The organism is Oculatella sp. LEGE 06141 (genome assembly GCF_015207605.1).
Lineage (GTDB): Bacteria > Cyanobacteriota > Cyanobacteriia > Elainellales > Elainellaceae > Oculatella.
Window position 1 is genome coordinate 1 of record NZ_JADEWO010000096.1, and the last position, 15735, is coordinate 15735.

Annotated in this window: 13 protein-coding genes and 2 pseudogenes; 6 read left to right on the top strand and 9 right to left on the bottom strand. The window is 52.1% G+C overall.

Features of this window, described 5'->3' with window-relative positions:
* Positions 1-103: 103 nt before the first annotated feature.
* From IQ268_RS30420 to IQ268_RS30430, 3 genes are all read right to left on the bottom strand, one after another.
* The gene (locus IQ268_RS30420; RefSeq protein ID WP_228035866.1) at positions 104-361 is read right to left on the bottom strand and encodes a hypothetical protein; all 258 of its coding nucleotides are present in this window, start codon (positions 359-361) and stop codon (positions 104-106) included.
* Between the two features lie 41 nt (positions 362-402).
* Entirely contained in the window at positions 403-522 is a 120-nt protein-coding gene (locus IQ268_RS33645; RefSeq protein ID WP_370584728.1) for a helix-turn-helix domain-containing protein, read from the bottom strand.
* A 295-nt stretch (positions 523-817) separates the two neighbouring features.
* Complete coding sequence (locus tag IQ268_RS30430) at positions 818-1672, bottom strand: SDR family oxidoreductase (protein ID WP_193886968.1); 855 nt, start codon at positions 1670-1672, stop codon at positions 818-820.
* A gap of 18 nt (positions 1673-1690) precedes the next feature.
* Between IQ268_RS30430 and IQ268_RS30435 the strand changes: the two genes are divergently transcribed.
* A complete protein-coding gene (locus IQ268_RS30435) occupies positions 1691-2371 on the top strand; it encodes a TetR/AcrR family transcriptional regulator (protein WP_228035867.1) in 681 nt (226 codons plus the stop codon).
* 169 nt (positions 2372-2540) lie between these two features.
* Here IQ268_RS30435 and IQ268_RS30440 read toward each other — a convergent pair whose 3' ends face one another.
* The 3 genes and pseudogenes from IQ268_RS30440 to tnpA all read right to left on the bottom strand — a co-directional run bounded on the left by IQ268_RS30440 (position 2541) and on the right by tnpA (position 4652).
* Complete coding sequence (locus tag IQ268_RS30440) at positions 2541-2792, bottom strand: hypothetical protein (RefSeq protein ID WP_193886970.1); 252 nt, start codon at positions 2790-2792, stop codon at positions 2541-2543.
* Between the two features lie 78 nt (positions 2793-2870).
* A pseudogene (locus tag IQ268_RS30445) lies at positions 2871-3869 on the bottom strand (IS256 family transposase); the annotation flags it as partial.
* A gap of 341 nt (positions 3870-4210) precedes the next feature.
* A pseudogene (gene tnpA, locus IQ268_RS30450) lies at positions 4211-4652 on the bottom strand (IS200/IS605 family transposase).
* A 258-nt stretch (positions 4653-4910) separates the two neighbouring features.
* Between tnpA and IQ268_RS32595 the strand changes: the two are divergent.
* Complete coding sequence (locus IQ268_RS32595; protein WP_228035868.1) at positions 4911-5123, top strand: hypothetical protein; 213 nt, start codon at positions 4911-4913, stop codon at positions 5121-5123.
* 110 nt (positions 5124-5233) lie between these two features.
* On the opposite strand, the gene IQ268_RS30460 is transcribed toward IQ268_RS32595, so the two are convergent.
* The 3 genes from IQ268_RS30460 to IQ268_RS30470 form a co-directional block, all read right to left on the bottom strand.
* The gene (locus IQ268_RS30460) at positions 5234-6007 is read right to left on the bottom strand and encodes a GntR family transcriptional regulator (RefSeq protein WP_228035869.1); all 774 of its coding nucleotides are present in this window, start codon (positions 6005-6007) and stop codon (positions 5234-5236) included.
* Positions 6008-6200: 193 nt separating this feature from the next.
* Positions 6201-7358: an N-methyl-L-tryptophan oxidase gene (solA, locus tag IQ268_RS30465; RefSeq protein WP_193886976.1), complete on the bottom strand. Its 1158-nt coding sequence runs from the start codon at positions 7356-7358 to the stop codon at positions 6201-6203.
* Positions 7359-7508: 150 nt separating this feature from the next.
* A complete protein-coding gene (locus IQ268_RS30470) occupies positions 7509-9179 on the bottom strand; it encodes a BCCT family transporter (RefSeq protein WP_228035870.1) in 1671 nt (556 codons plus the stop codon).
* A 907-nt stretch (positions 9180-10086) separates the two neighbouring features.
* Here IQ268_RS30470 and IQ268_RS30475 point away from each other — a divergent pair.
* From IQ268_RS30475 to IQ268_RS30490, 4 genes are all read left to right on the top strand, one after another.
* On the top strand, positions 10087-11253 hold the full coding sequence (locus tag IQ268_RS30475; protein ID WP_193886978.1) for an aromatic ring-hydroxylating dioxygenase subunit alpha: 1167 nt from the start codon (positions 10087-10089) through the stop codon (positions 11251-11253).
* A 67-nt stretch (positions 11254-11320) separates the two neighbouring features.
* Positions 11321-13744 carry an FAD-dependent oxidoreductase gene (locus tag IQ268_RS30480; RefSeq protein WP_193886980.1) on the top strand — a complete coding sequence of 808 codons (2424 nt, stop codon included), beginning with the start codon at positions 11321-11323 and terminating at the stop codon, positions 13742-13744.
* A gap of 105 nt (positions 13745-13849) precedes the next feature.
* Positions 13850-14785 carry a DMT family transporter gene (locus IQ268_RS30485; protein WP_193886982.1) on the top strand — a complete coding sequence of 312 codons (936 nt, stop codon included), beginning with the start codon at positions 13850-13852 and terminating at the stop codon, positions 14783-14785.
* Between the two features lie 115 nt (positions 14786-14900).
* The gene (locus IQ268_RS30490) at positions 14901-15704 is read left to right on the top strand and encodes a hypothetical protein (RefSeq protein ID WP_193886984.1); all 804 of its coding nucleotides are present in this window, start codon (positions 14901-14903) and stop codon (positions 15702-15704) included.
* Positions 15705-15735: the final 31 nt, after the last annotated feature.

The window sequence follows — 15735 nt, forward strand, 5'->3', positions numbered from 1 at the left end:
CATTGCCAAGCGGTGGAACCGACCGATTAAAGATTGGAAGGCAGCGTTGTCGCATTTTGCTATCCTATTTCCAGGACGCTTCAATTATTGACGATCTCAAGGCTTACACAAAAATCAAAACACTCTCGAGCGCCGCTAAATCCCCTCGACGGAGCGCCGCAAAACCCTCCTGACCGTCCAGCGCAAACGCGACGATCGCACTGCCGACGGTGCCGACTACTAGCCACGCAAAGAGAATGATCGCCAGTCCCAGAACATACCGCCACCCCCGATGCTTACCCCACCGGGCGGCCTCTACGTAAGTCGCATCTTTCATTTCCGTTCCGATTCCCTGATGTCCTTTAGTTGCTTTGATCCTCATCTTTGCCTCCTTAACTTGTGCTTGGATGTAGTGTTTGGAAGTTAGCAAATCTGTTTTGGCGTCATTCCCGTAATGCGCTTAAATTGTTGTGTCAGATAGCTTTGACTAAAGAAGCCGACTTGTAGGGCAATGTCTGCGTTGGCAAAGCCTGTGCACAGCACATCTCACCAAATCCGTTTTCGACAGCATCAGTTTCGCCTGATTCACGCGCTGTCGAATCATGTACTGATGGGGCGAAATTCCCATCGCTTACTTAAAAAAACTCGCAAAATAACTCGGGCTAATGTTAACAACACTGGCCAGTTCCGCCAGGGATAACTCTCGATTCAGGTAAGTATGAATGTAATCGAACGCCACAGATTGCACGCTAACGCCCAAGATAATCGGCAGCAGGTAACCGTTGCAATCTCACCCAGATCTCTCAACTGTCCGCTTCATCAACGGGTTAGGCAGCGACTAGCCAAACATTTTTGCATAGTCGCGGGCGAATGCCTGAAAACTGCATGGCTCTTTACCAGTTGCCTCCTGCACACCTGACAACACTGCCGCCGCTTCATTACGCCGATAGTGCGCGTAATCCTCAAGCAGTCCGTCTGCTTGCCAATCTGGCATCCCAATGCTGAGCAGTTGATCATGCATGGCTTCAGGTGGAATGTCGGTAAACTCAATCTGGCGATCGAGCGCAACAGAGAGTTGTTCTGCCATCTCAGCGTGAGTTAATGGCTGCGGTCCTGTGAGGTTATAAATCTTCCCTTCATGACCCGCTTCTGTTAGAGCAGCTACAGCGGAATCTGCAATGTCCCGCACGTCCACCACGCTCACCTTTGCGTCGTTGATCGCGGCGTAAAATGCATTTTGATTCGCGATCGTTGATCGGAAGTTTAACAAACCCTGCATAAAGAGGTTGGGGCGCAAAAACGTATACGCCATCCCTGAGGCTTGAATAGCGGATTCTACAACGGCGTGGTAACGCAAGAAACGAACGGGTGAATGGACATCGGCGGCAAATTGTGACAGTTTGACGATCTGTTTGACACCGCTTTGGTGCGCCGCATCGACGAACGCGAGTTGTTGTGCTTCTGCGTGTTCTGTTGAGTTGGTTAAAAGAAAGGCACGATCAACATTCATTAAGGCACTCAACAGCGTTTCAGGACGATCAAAGTCTCCCTCCACAATGTCAACATTCGAGAGTGCGATCGCACTGGCTCGATCCCGATTGCGAACCATTGCCCGGACGGGCACGTTTTGCGCCGCCAGTCGCTTGACAATCTCTGTCCCGTTGCTCCCCGTTGCTCCAGTCACTAAAAGCATTGGACTGTCCTCAATAATATGAGCTATAACTCATATTGTAGAAGCAGCACTTACACTCATCAACTCGCATTCATTGCCCTCAACCTGATGCCTCGCAAAACTCGCATAACACCCCGCAAACTGCCGCAACAAGACCGCTCTAAAATGACGGTCGATGCGATCCTGACCGCAGCCGCTCACATTTTGACGGAAGATGGGTACGACACCGCTAGCACCAATCACATTGCCGAGCGAGCAGGGGTCAGTATCGGCTCCTTATATCAGTACTTTCCCAATAAAGAAGCCATCATGACTGCCGTGAGAGAGCGTCACACTAATGAAATGGCAGAAATCGTGGAATCTGCCGTGAGTCAGACCGCCCAGCAGTCCCTTGAGGCAGCGTTGCATGAGTTAGTCAAAGCCTGCATTGCCGCCCACCGGATTGATCCCAACCTGCATCAAGTCTTACATGAGCAAGTGCCGCGTCTAAATCAAAGCTCTGCGGAAGCCAAAATCCTTCTGCTCCTGCGGGAGTTTTTGATCCAAAGACACAATGAAGTTCAGGCACAGAACTTAGAATTAACGGTATTTATCCTAGAGCGCACGATTGAATCCCTGGTACACGCTGCGGTGATTGAGTATCCAAAGTTTCTGCAAGAGAACCAACTTGAGAAAGAATTGACTAGGCTACTGCTGTCATTTTTGAGCAGACAAGTCTAAACATGTTTGTAATACCAAATTTCAATTGAGGCATTCTTAACGCTTGTGTCGCAAAAACACAATCTCATGCCGTTTGAGGTTCGTCCATTTCACCGTTTCATCCATCGGTGAACCTGCTGTGTGTTGCTCCAACACACGCAAAAATGCCTCATCTAGCCCATCAATGGTCTCAAATGCTGACTTGCGTCCACCCCCCCACCTGACGAATCCGTCCCTGTTCGAGGATTGTTTTATCGTCTAGTTCTGCTATCCCCAATGCCAAGGTTTCATGATGGCATCCGAACAACTGGCGGATATAGACTTGTCCTCCGTATCCCGGTTTGATAGCTTCAATGGCAGCATAGCGACGGCGATCCTTCTCAGATAACGATTGATAATACCGTTGCATTTGAGCTTCAATGGCAGCAGGGTAAGGTTGCATTGATTTTCCGGTTCATTGTCTACTTCTCTAGCTTACAAATGCAGACGGTAGAATTACATCTTATTTAGTCCTTGATCCATAGAACGCTAACAGCGCATCACAGTCCTTAGACAAGCACTCAACCGCTTTGGGATACTTCGCATCATAGGTTTTGATAAATCGCTCAAATGCTGTCTGTGCATCAGCCTTGGTTTCTGCCATGTAAATCTCATGCAGGGCAGATTTGGCTTTTGGTTGCTGGCTTTTAGGCAAGTTGTTGAGCACATTGGCAGTTTTATGCACCCAACAGCATTGCACACGAGTGGTCGGAAAGACTTGCGCTAGCGCCTTCCAAAACCCTAAGGCACCATCGCCAATTGCTAACTCTGGAGCGGTCGTTAGACCCTGATCTTGCAAGCGCAGTAATAATGGTCTCCAGCTAAGTTCTGACTCGCGAAATCCAGCTTCGAGTCCTAGCAGTTCTTTCGTTCCTGCATCCGTGACCCCGATGATAACCAGAATGCACTGGCGGTCGTCTTCGTTGCGGATGTTGAAGTAGATGCCGTCTGCCCAGATATAAACGTAGCGCTTCCCCACCAAGGAGCGCTTCTGCCACTCCTTGTGCGCCTCAATCCATTGCGCCTTCAAGCGACTAATCGTGCTGGCGGACAGTCCTTTTGCCTGTGTCCCTAGCAACGATGAGAGCGCTTCTGAGAAATCACCCGTCGAGACTTCCTTGAGATAGAGCCAAGGCAACATCTCCTCGACACTCTGCGAACGCTTGAGATACGGCGGCAACAGCGATGAGTTGAACTTGATACCACTGCCGCTGCGGTCACGCACCTTCGGCACTTGAATTTCCACTTCCCCAATCCCTGTCATAATTGTTCGTTCTGGCAGGTAGCCATTGCGAACGACCGCTTGTCGCCCTTGGTCATCTTTGAGGGACTGGTACTGAGCAAGAAACTCTTTCAACTCTGCTTCGACTGCTTGAGCAATGATTTGACGAGCGCCCTGACGAACCAGTTCAGTTAGGGCATCGTTAAAGGATGCGGATGATTCTGGAGGTTGAAATGCAATAAGATTATCGTTACTCATGGTGTATCCTTGGCTGGTCTTTGCTTATCCAGCAGGATACGCCCTTTCTTTCTCCTTTGCTCGTACACCACTTTCGAGCATAACTCCAGTCTATCAAGTAGGGGTTTCTGCCCTCAAGTCGGGTACCCAGTCCTGACAGTTTCTCCGACATAGGATGTAGAGTAGCTCAACGTCATCTTTGAATATCCTCACTTTAGTTCTGCTACATTTGTCTCAAATTTACGCCATTAATGGTGTTATGAATATCACTCATTGTCACTTGAATACCTTTTTCCTTGCGTTCACTATATCGATCGCACAGATAATGAACTACCCCGCCGCAAGCGGACGGGATATCAGAATCAAAAAAGACTCAATTGCTCATCTCGGTGTAGTTTTAGGTATTCATTCCCCTGATTCTGCACGTACTTCGCGATCATCCCCTCATCTCCATGCTTGCCTACCGTGCTGGCAAACTACCCATCACTCCAAAACTCGCCACCCCACAATTGCTGTTTCACCTGCGGACACCGCTTGAACACTTCTCTGGCCGTTATACTCTTCAGCATCGTTACCAGTTTCGTCACACTATACGTTGGCACCGACTGCACTAGAAAGTGGACGTGATCGTTGTCCACTCCAATTTCGATAAACTTGACCTCATATCGCTTTTCGATCTCTAGACAAACCTCTTTTAAGACTGCATCCACTGATTCATCGAATACAGCCCGTCGATACTTTGCCGGAAACACTAAGTGGTATAGCAAGACCGTGACGTTGTGACTTATGGATATACTCACTCATGATTTCATCTTACGCCCCGAGGGGCGGGGAATCGACCCTTGAGAGATTGAAGGGAGTGCCAGTCCGTTGGTTGAAGGTGCGACGACACCCCTTATTACCACCTAACTCCAGCTAAGGTCATCATTGAGTTGTTCCGCATCAATGGCGGCAAGCCTGGTTACTATCTCGCGTACAAGTTTCACAACCGCAAGAGCAAATTTATCGTCTGCATTCATTGATTCGTGAGTTTTTCCAGAAACAAGCTGGAGGGTGAAACTGATGTTGCAGCTTGAGGATAAGCAGAATGTAGAAGCAGAACGATTGAAGCGGGCTTTTTTTCAGGTGTTGGTTCAAGTTTCTCAAGCGATTCTTCAAGATCTAACACGAGCCCCAGTTTTAACAGTTGCTCCTGCCATATTGCACTTAGCTCGACTTTATCCATTTGAAATTGAGGTCATTCTTGATTCAGTCTGGATCAAGCTCAGGTTCTAAACCTTTTCAAACATCACAGGATACTACCGACATTGAAAAACGTCAGGAGCGTATTCTGAAGTGCCAGAACTGTCAGCAACAATCGGTTCTAGAATTTGGGTAAAGTCGAGCTAAGGGTTTGCCTCTAGAAAACTCAGGTCTGGGTGATCTACTTCAATTTCGGCGGTGTAGCAGGTCCAGTCAGAGCGGGAGAGGGTTTTACCGCAGACAGCAGGCTGGCGATCGCCCTGATAAGCCACATAATTAAACACCAGCAGCGGCATACCCAGGGGCACCGACAGACAATCGCTAAGTTCATAGGTAGCCGGAATGCTGTCCAGGCTAACGGTGGCCGCGTTGAGAAGAATACCGTGTCTAACCAGAGTGCTATAGGTAAACCCCTGCTGGAGCTGGTCACTCAAGGCTGCACCCGTCGCTTTAGGGTAGTAGACCACATCCAGAGCAATGGGCGTATCGTCGGCGTAGTAAATTTTTTCTTGCCTGTAGACTTCGGCGGTTTTGCTGGAGAGGTGGAGCTTGCGCGCCACCTCGACGGTGGGCTGGGTGAGTTGAAACCGCAGCGACTGTACCCTGCCCTCATACCCCTGCTGCTTGAGGGCAACGTCGAAGAACGCCAGCGGATTGGCCATAGAAAAGCTGATCTTGTGCTGCTCGGTCACAAAGATGCCTCGCCCGCGCTGGGTGGTCACCAACCCTTGCTGAGTCAGATTGGCGATCGCTTTACGAATCGTCGTGCGGCTGACACCAAAGAACACACCCAGGTCAAATTCACTGGGCAACCGCTCCCCCGGTCCGTATGCTCCCGCCTCAATCTTTTCCTTCAGCTTCTCTGAAACTACAATGTGCAGCGGTTGACTACCGGTGCTTTGTCCACTAGGAACCATAAAGACTGTCATTGTTTGCCGATCCCCGCATTGTAATCTTATCAGGAACGAAGGGGGTGGAAAGATCAGGAGAACTAGTCCTCAACGGCGCAATTTGAGCGACGATTGCCAATCGCGAGGCAGACAGAGAGCCATGAGGTGGAGACTCACCCGCCTCAGCCCTGCCGCTAGAACGCAGCCCAGCCAATCTGGACTATGCGGTCACCAACTGAAACCGAGCCAGCTTAAACAGGCTGGTGTCGTGGGGGGTATGACCGTCTATCGCCAAATCGGTCAGCATTTTGCCCATCAAGGTTGTGAATTTGAAGCCATGTCCAGAGAAGCCCGCTCCGATCACCACCTGGGGGTGATTCGGATGCTGGTCAATGACAAAGTGCTTATCGGGAGTGAGAGTGTAGAGGCAGCGGCGGGTAGACAGCAGCGGTCCAGCGGCATCGGGAATGTATTGTTTGGCGAAATCGCGAATCCGTTCTGTCCACTCCTGGCTGGGGGTGTAGTCAACCTGGCTGGGTTTCTCGACCGTATCCCACCCGTAGAAGGTCGTGATTTTGAGGCCGATGCTGGGGTCTTCGTGGGGAATACCGTAGGGCATTTCGCCATAGGGTCCGTTCATATGGGCAAAGAAAACCGGAAACTTGCCCGGCTCAAAGTCGGCAGGGGTACCGGGTTGGTAAAACCCCAGTTGGCAAGGCATGATTTTGAGCGGCAGGTTCATGCCCTGATCGGCCAGTAGTCCCTTGGCCCAACTGCCGACCGTGAGGACGATGCGATCGCAGCTAAAGGTTTCGCGATCGGTGTGCACCTCTACCCCGCTCTCAATAGGCATCACTGCTCGTACAGGCGTCTGATCCATCACCGTCGCACCACGCTCCTGGGCCAGCCGAATGTGGGACAGGACGCAGCGAGAAGCCCTCAGCAGTCCGGTATCGGCGTGAAATAGCCCCTCCATGCCATCCTCCAGGGCAAACTGAGGGTAGCGCTGGGCGATGTCAGCTTTATCCAGGTGCTCATAGTCCAGGCTCGACACATCCAGACTGGCTTTCATCTGCTGGAAGGTATCAGTATCAGGAAAGCCAAAGTCGAGGCCACCGGTTTTCACATACAGCGATTCGCCAGCCTCCTCCTGCAGCGCAAACCAGAGGGGATAGGCATCCCGCATTAGGTCAACATAAATGGGGTTGTCGTAGGTATAGCGAATCACCCGAGAAAACCCGTAGGAGCTACCGTTTTGATGATTCAGCTCAAACTGCTCGAGCAGCAGCACCTTCTTCCCGGCTTTTGACAAATAATAAGCCGTCGCGCTGCCAACGCCTCCGGCTCCAATCACAATCACATCAAAATGCTGCCCCATGACAATCGGCTCCTGACAAGTAAATAAAAGAAGCGAAACGAGTAAATCATGATTTGCATCCCCACGGTTGGCAGGGGTACAGCATCGCTGCGCCCCTGAAAGTTCTTTGCGGCCGACCGAGGTGCTGAAATTCAGCTTTGAACTGTAAAGCTAACGGACGACCGTCTGCTCAGCGGCTACAGTTTCGAGAAGTTTTTGCCGCTCGTTCACCACCGCGTGTTCGTAGTGCAAGCCTTTATGGATGCTATAGCACATAATCAGCAACACCACTGCAAAGGGCAATCCGGTAGTGATAGAAGCCGTTTGTAGCGCGGAGAGCCCACCACCCAGTAATAAAGCTGCCGCAACAACGCCCTCAAGGACGGACCAAAAGACCCGCTGAGGCACCGGAGACTCTAACTTGCCGCCAGAGGTTAAACTATCGACCACCAACGACCCAGAATCAGACGAGGTAACAAAGAACACGACCACCAGCACAATGCCCAAGAAGGAGGTAATGCCCGTTAGCGGTAGCTGTTGCAGCATGACAAACAGAGCCGTTGCAACATCTTCAGCCACGGCACCGCTAATGACGCCGCTGAGCTCGCCTAGCTCCATATTTAACGCTGTGCCCCCAAATACCGACATCCACAAAAAGGTCAGCACTGACGGTAGCAGTAGCACACCTAAGATAAACTGCCGCACGGTGCGCCCCCGAGAAATGCGGGCAATAAAGATGCCAACAAAGGGCGACCAGGAAATCCACCAACCCCAATAAAATACGGTCCAGCCGCTCTGCCAGCCTGCCCCAGAAAACGTTTCAGTCCAAAAACTCATGATTGGTAGAGAAGCGGCGTAAAAGCCTAAGTTCTCAACGAATGAGCGGAGGATGAACAGCGTTGGCCCTACCAGCAGGACAAACACCATCAGCGCCGCCGCCAAAATCATATTGAGCTCGCTAAGGCGGCGAACGCCATTGCCCAAACCAGACACAACAGAAGCCGTGGCAAACCCGGTAATAATAGCGATCAGCCCTACTTGAATCGGTGTACTTACTTCTACGCCAAACAGAAAGTTAAGGCCCGCATTGACCTGCTGCACTCCTAGTCCCAGCGATGTCGCTAAGCCAAATAAGGTCGAAGCCACCGCCAGAATATCAATAGCGTTGCCTGGCCAGCCGTAGATGCGCTCCCCTAGCAAAGGGTAAAACACTGAGCGAATGGTGAGCGGTAAACCCCAGTTAAAAGCGAAAAAGGCTAGAGAAAGCCCCACCAAAGTATAGATTCCCCAGGCATGTAGCCCCCAGTGAAAGAAAGTAATCGCCATCGCCTGCTGGGCAGCCTCGGCAGAGTTAGGCTCAATAGTACCCAACATGGCTGGTGGGTCTTGAAAGTGATAGATGGGCTCAGCAACGCTCCAGAACATGAGACCAATACCCATGCCAGCACTAATCAGCATGGAAATCCAAGCAAAGGTAGGAAATTCCGGTCGAGCATCGGGACCGCCCAGGCGTACGTTGCCGAGTTTGCTGAAGGCAATGTAAATCGTGAAAATCAGAAAAAAGCTGACAGTTAAGATTAAAAACCAGCCCAATGTACCTGCAATAAAGGCTTGAATAGCTCCAAATGCTGATGCGGCTGGGTCGTGAAAAATTAGCGTAAACAACACAAACAGTAAAATCAGCCCCCCGGAAACCAGGAAGACTTCAGGGTGGAAGTCAAACCCTTTGGTCATCAGGTTGCGATCGCCCGGACGGCGAAGGCTATGACGGGTAGGCGCATGAGCTGGCATCACGAAGGGATGCTCGGTATGACCATTTTGTCCTGAATTGGGTGAAGTCATATGAGTTAACAAGGTCGTAGTAGATCAACAAACGTTCATAACAGTCCTGGCCAGCGACTCCTTGTAAGGAATAGTCAGCAACTGCTTTAGGGGTTCAGGTAAACCTTCAGTTCGATTAACGGAGTTGATATTTTGTGATCATTAATTATTGCGATCTAATTTTGATCACCTTTGAATAAAGACAGAAGCCTGATCAAGAAACTGAGATGCTCTGTAAGAATTCCGTTACAGGGACTGATGTCCTCAATTTGCAAAGCTTTCGCTTCAAAAGCGTATCTTACAGGAGCTGACTACCCCATGAAGCTGCAAAGAACCAAACCACCTAAAGCCAAAACTTAGAAAACTCTATTGACGCTGAGAATAAGATCTACTGAACGGTGAAACTGTTTTGCTTGATACGGTTGTTACTACAAGTTTTGAAAATCCAATATTTTAACCAAGATATGACAATTTCAAAGGGCTGCGAGAGTCTCAGTCTCAGAAGTGTGCCTCTCGCAACTCATCTATCTCTCAACTGATTTAGGACTGCCATACATTTGATCTAAGCCCAATTTTTCTCTAAATTGGCACAAGGATCTCTTTTGCATCCAGTTTTGCATCCAGGATGTATTCTAGAAATCGTTAGCACTTCATGACCAAGAAATTTCCAAAGTGTTATACAGAGAACATTCTTGATTTCTCTAAAACACTACCGTTCGGATACAACTTGTAATTACAAGTCTTGAAAACAGATTGTTGACTTGTAATGATAGGTTGTAAAAGCGGGGTTTGGCTTATCCACATGAGTTTGATCGGGTGGCCAGCCCGAGCGGTCGATTCACAATTGTCTTGAAAACTCTCCATGCATCTGCTGAGGCGGACTATGACCCCAGAAAATATCGCGAGCTCCCCGCCCGATCTGAACCTTGTGGAAGGTCCTGAAACCTATCGGACGACGGGACTACATCGAGAGTTACCGATCATTAACTTAGAGGACTATCAGTACCCTGGATTGTCGGCAGACGCTTACACCAGCACTGACTATCTCAAACGGGAGCGAGCCACGGTGTTTAGCCAGTATTGGGTGTGTGTCGGTCTGGCGTCTGATCTGCCCAATCCGGGTGATGTGTACCCCACGGAGGTCGCGGATATGCCGATCGTCCTGGTGCGCGATCGCGTCGGTACCCTGCGCGCCTTTCACAATATTTGCAGCCACCGGGGTCTGCAACTCGTCAATAAATCCTGCAATGTGCAGGGCAATCTGCGCTGCCCCTACCACTCGTGGACTTATAAGCTAGACGGCAGCCTCAAAAGTACGCCCCACTTTGGCGGCTACCACAAAGACACCTATGCGGGGTTTGATCGCGACAGCAGAGGGCTGTCTGCCATCCGCTGCGACCAGTGGCTCGATCTGGTATTTGTTAACCTCTCTGGAGATGCGCCCCCGCTAGAGCAGTATCTAGCCCCCGTGACTGAGCGCTGGTCAACCTACGATTTCAGTCAGTTACGCCGTGAACTCCGCGAGGTCAGCCTACAATGCAACGCTAACTGGAAGCTAGCGGTCGAAAACTTCTCCGAAAGCTACCACCTGAGTTGGGTACACCCCGCCCTCAACAGTTGCTCCCGGATGGAAGACCACTTCGGCTTTGAGGTGGGTGGTATGCACGTAGGGCAGGGGAGCCTGCTGTACAAGAGCGGAGTGATTGATGGGCGATCGCTGCCCACATTCCCCAACCTGGACACCTACCATAAAGCAACTGTCGCTGAATACATCACCGTCTTTCCAAACCTGATGGTGGGTGTTCATCCCGACTATTTTCTGGTATTTACCGCCAACCCTATTAGTCCCGGTAAAACTCAGGAGCGCATGACGTTTTACTTCGTTGGCGACGAAGCCATGACTCCCGAAAACGAAGCCCTGCGCCACCTGCCTATTGACCTCTGGAAAGACACCAACGACGAAGACATCGACATGATTGAGCGCATGCAAGTCGGTCGCAAATCCCCTCACTTTGACGGCGGCTGCTTTTCCCCAGAGCTAGAGAAAACCGTCTATCGCTTTCAGCAGATGGTGGCTAAGGCGGTAGAGGGGTAGAAGGGTTTCCGTTTTGCACCTACCTGCTCATCCACTCATCCACTCTCCCACTCACCGGAGATCTCTTATGCAATCTAACGCTACTCTCGTTGTCATTGGTGCAGGCATCGTCGGCTGTAGCACCACCTATCACCTCGCTAAGCTGGGCTGGAAAAACATTGTTGTGGTTGAACAGGGGCCGCTCTTTGCCACGGGTGGCTCCACCTCCCACGCTCCTGGTCTTGTCTTTCAGACCAATTCGTCTAAAACCATGACCAAGCTGGCCCAGTACACCATTGAGTTGTACAGCCAGCTCAGCACCGATGAAGGCCCCGCTTTTTATCCGGTCGGCGGCGTCGAAGTTGCCTATACCCAGGAACGCATGGCCGAACTCCAGCGCAAGCTGGGCTGGGCTAAATCCTGGGGCGTTGAGGGAGCCTGTTTACTTACCCCCGCCGAAGTCAAAGCGAAAGTGCCCCTGGTGGATGAGACGAAAGTGCTCGGTGGCTATTTTGTGGCGACCGATGGCATTGCCAAAGCGCTGCGGGCGGCGGAAGCAATGGCCAACCATGCCAAAGAGGCTGGCGCGGCAGAATTCTACGGCCACACCACGGTCATGGATATCGAGGTGGTGGATGGTCGAGTGAAGGCGGTTGTTACCGATAACGGTCGCATTGAAACCGATCGGGTGCTGGTTTGTGCTGGCATCTGGGGGCCGCGCATTGGGCGTATGGTGGGCGAGGTGATTCCCCTTACTCCCGTACAGCATCAGTATGTGAAAACCGGGGCGATCGCTCAACTGGCAGGCATGACAGAAGAAGTCACCTATCCTATGGTGCGCCACCAGGATCACGCCATGTACTTTCGGCAGCACGGCGACTGCTGGGGGATTGGTTCATATCAGCACGATCCACTGCTGGTGGACCCAGACAACATTTTGCCCTACGCCGAAGCCCCGGTGATGCCCTCGGTGCGTCCTTTTACTGAAGAGCACTTTGACCCCGCCTGGGAGTCCGCTAAGGAGCTATTTCCTGCTCTGGACGGTGCAGAATTGACCTACAAGATCAATGGCATGTTCTCCTTCACCCCCGACGGCGGCTCGGTAGTGGGCGAGTCTACCAAAGCGAAGGGCTTCTGGGTTGCCGAAGCGGTATGGGTTACCCACGGGGGCGGTGTGGGCAAGATCGTCTCGGAACTCATGACCACTGGAGTTCCTAGTCTCGATATTCACGAGATGGATATCAACCGCTTCTCTGACGTGTGCAAAAGTGCCGACTATATCGTTCGGGCTGGGGCGCAGCAGTACGACGAGGTATACGACATCATTCACCCCCTCGATCAGCAGACCCACTCGCGGGAACTGCGGGTCAGTCCCTTTCATCCTCGCTTGCAGGAGCTGGGGGCGCAGTTCATCTTCAGCGCTGGGTGGGAGCGGCCCCAGTGGTTTGAATCCAATGCGAATTTATTGGAGCAGTACGCCATTCCTAAACGTCAGGGCTGGGAGGCGAAGAACTGGTCGCCGATTCAGGGGGCGGAGCATTGCGCCACGCGAGCAAAGGCGGCTCTCTACGACCTCACCCCCTTTGCCAAATTTGAGCTGACGGGACCGGGCGTCGTGGACTATTTACAGCACCTCTGCGCCAACGACATCGACAAGCCCGTGGGTAAGGTGATCTACACCGCCATGCTGGATGCCAACGGCGGCATCATGTGTGACCTGACGGTGAGCCGCCTGGGTACCGAAAAATATTGGGTGGTGACGGGTGGGTCTGTTCACGGTCACGACCTGGCCTGGATGCGATCGCACCTACCAGAGGACGGCTCGGTACGCATTGCCGATGTTTCTTCAAGCTATTGCTGTGTGGGGTTGTGGGGGCCAAAAGCGCCAGAGATTTTGCAGGCTGTCACCCAAACCGATGTTTCTAAACCCACATTCAAGTTCTTCACCAATCAGCACCTCTACATTGGCAATATTCCGGTGCTGGCGGTGCGGGTGTCCTACGTGGGTGAAGAAGGTTGGGAGATCTACGCTCCAACGGAGTGCGGCCTGAAGTTGTGGGATACCCTGTGGGCGGCGGGTCAACCCTACGGACTGATCGCTGCTGGGTTGGGCGCATTTGAAACCTTACGGTTGGAGAAGGGCTTTTTGCTTTGGGGCAGCGATATTCATACGGAGTATGACCCCTATGAGGCAGGGCTAGGCTTTGCGGTGAAGCCGAATAAGGGCGATTTCATTGGCAAGGACGCCCTGCTCCAGCGAAAAGAGTACGCCAGTCGCCAGCTCTGCTTTTTGACACTGGATGACCCGACAGCGGTGGTGATGGGCAAGGAGCCGGTGCTCGCCGATGGCAAGGTGCTGGGTTATGTGACCAGCGCAGGCTATGGCTACAGTTTGGGGCGCTGTATCGCTTACGCCTATCTGCCCCTGAGCTACGCCGCATCCGGCACCTCGGTGACGGTGGACTATTTTGGCAAATCGCTGGCGGCAACAGTGGTCGAGAAGCTGCTGTAGACCCTTTCGCTTTCATGACATCTCTGCACTGAGGGTGGCTGCTGAATCAAACCATTCATAGCCAGGGTTTGATTGCGCAGACCCCAATCCAATGAGGTATTCAGAATGCAAATTCTCGGACTCGAACTACTTTTTGTGGTGCTGTGGAGTTCTGGCTTCATTGGCGCGAAATATGGGTTGCCCTACGCGGGGCCATTCACACTGTTGTTTGTTCGATATGTTTGTGTGGCGATCGTGCTGCTGCTGTGGCTGAGCTATCGTCGGAAGTTGCGGTTTCACAGCAAGACAGCGATCGCCCGTTCTGCCATTGTTGGGGTGCTCGCTCACGCCATTTGGCTCAGTGCGGCTCTGGGGGCGATCGCGTTGGGCGTTTCACCGTGGATTGTGGCCCTGATTACCGCGTTGCAGCCCATGATCACCAGCGTTTTATCTGGCCCTCTTTTGGGAGAGTCGATATCGGCGGTGCAGTGGTGCGGCACCGGAGTCGGTCTGGTCGGCGTCGTGCTGGTGGTCATCACCAAACTGGAGAGTGCCGGGGGGGCTGCGCCGATCGGGTATGTTCTACCCTTTTTGGCGGCTGCCAGTATGACCGTGGCGACGCTATATCAACGACACCTGAATCGTACCCAGAGGGAGCAAAATTTGCCGGTCATTCAGAGTTTGTTTGTGCAAGCTGTGGCCAGCGCGATCGCCCTGTGTCCCTTGGCGGTGTTGATCGAAGGCTTGAGCATTCAGTGGAGCCAGCAGTTTGTGTTTGCCCTGGGGTGGTTAATTATCGTGCTGTCGATTGGCTCCTACGGGCTGATGTTGAAGCTTTTGGAGTATCGCACAGCGGCCCGAGTGGCTAGTTTGATGTACCTGACGCCACCCACGACGTTAGTACTAGGCTTCCTCCTATTTAATGACCAAATCGCCTGGGTCGATGCAGTCGGTCTGTTGATTACGGCGGTCGGTGTGACCCTCGTTTATCGGGGGGGAACCGATAGCCCTGGGAAGGTACCCAACACTGACCCCCGACGGTTCCTCAGCATGAAGCCTTAGAAGTTAGTAAATTTTGAATTTTGAGTTGAGCAGCTATTCAAAGCTCAAAACTATGAACTCAAAACTCGAAATTGAGAACTTGGATTTATTGCAGTTCTAGATGTAAATAATTGCCATGCAGTTTTCCATTGAGGTCATGCCTCATACGGATGTCGCTCAGTTGCCCGCTGACCTGCGGGAGGTGTCAATTACCTACCTGCCAGGTGCCGACGATCGCACCGTAGTCGCCCAGGCCGCCCGGTTAAAAGCCCTCGGCTACGACCCGATTCCCCATGTACCCGCCCGCAGCTTTCGCGATCGCACTCACCTCTCCAATTACCTATCTGCCCTTAAATCTGAGGCCGATATTCGTCAGGTGCTAGTTATCGGGGGCAGCCTCGATCGCCCCATCGGTCCCTTTAGCTCCACTCTGGATCTGCTGGAAGCAGGGTTGTTTGAAGGCTTACGGATTGGAGTGGCCGGACATCCCGAAGGGATGCCCGTGCTGGGTGAACGGGAGTGCGATCGCATGCTTGCCCTCAAAAACCAGTACGCCCGCGACACGGGCACCGATATGTTTGTGATCACTCAGTGGTCGCTGGATGTATCCACCATCCACGCCTGGCTCGATCGCATTTCCCCCTTCAATACCCTGCCCATTTACCTGGGCATCCCTGGGCCCACCAGCCCAACCACGTTACTAAAGTTCGCCAAAATCTGCGGCGTCAAAACCAGTTTGCTGGGGTTACGGCATCAGTCGGCGCGACTCGGCCAACTCCTCACCATGCAAACGCCTGATTATTTAATTGATGGATTGAGTGAGCGCATTCACCACTTTCACATCTATACCTTTGGCGGCGTAGCGCGATCGCGCGACTGGCTCGCCACCCGACAGTCCCAGACCCCGTCCTCAGTCAAAACGCTTTTCCCAACTCCCTAAGTTGAGTACTAACGAACACTCCCCTCTCCCC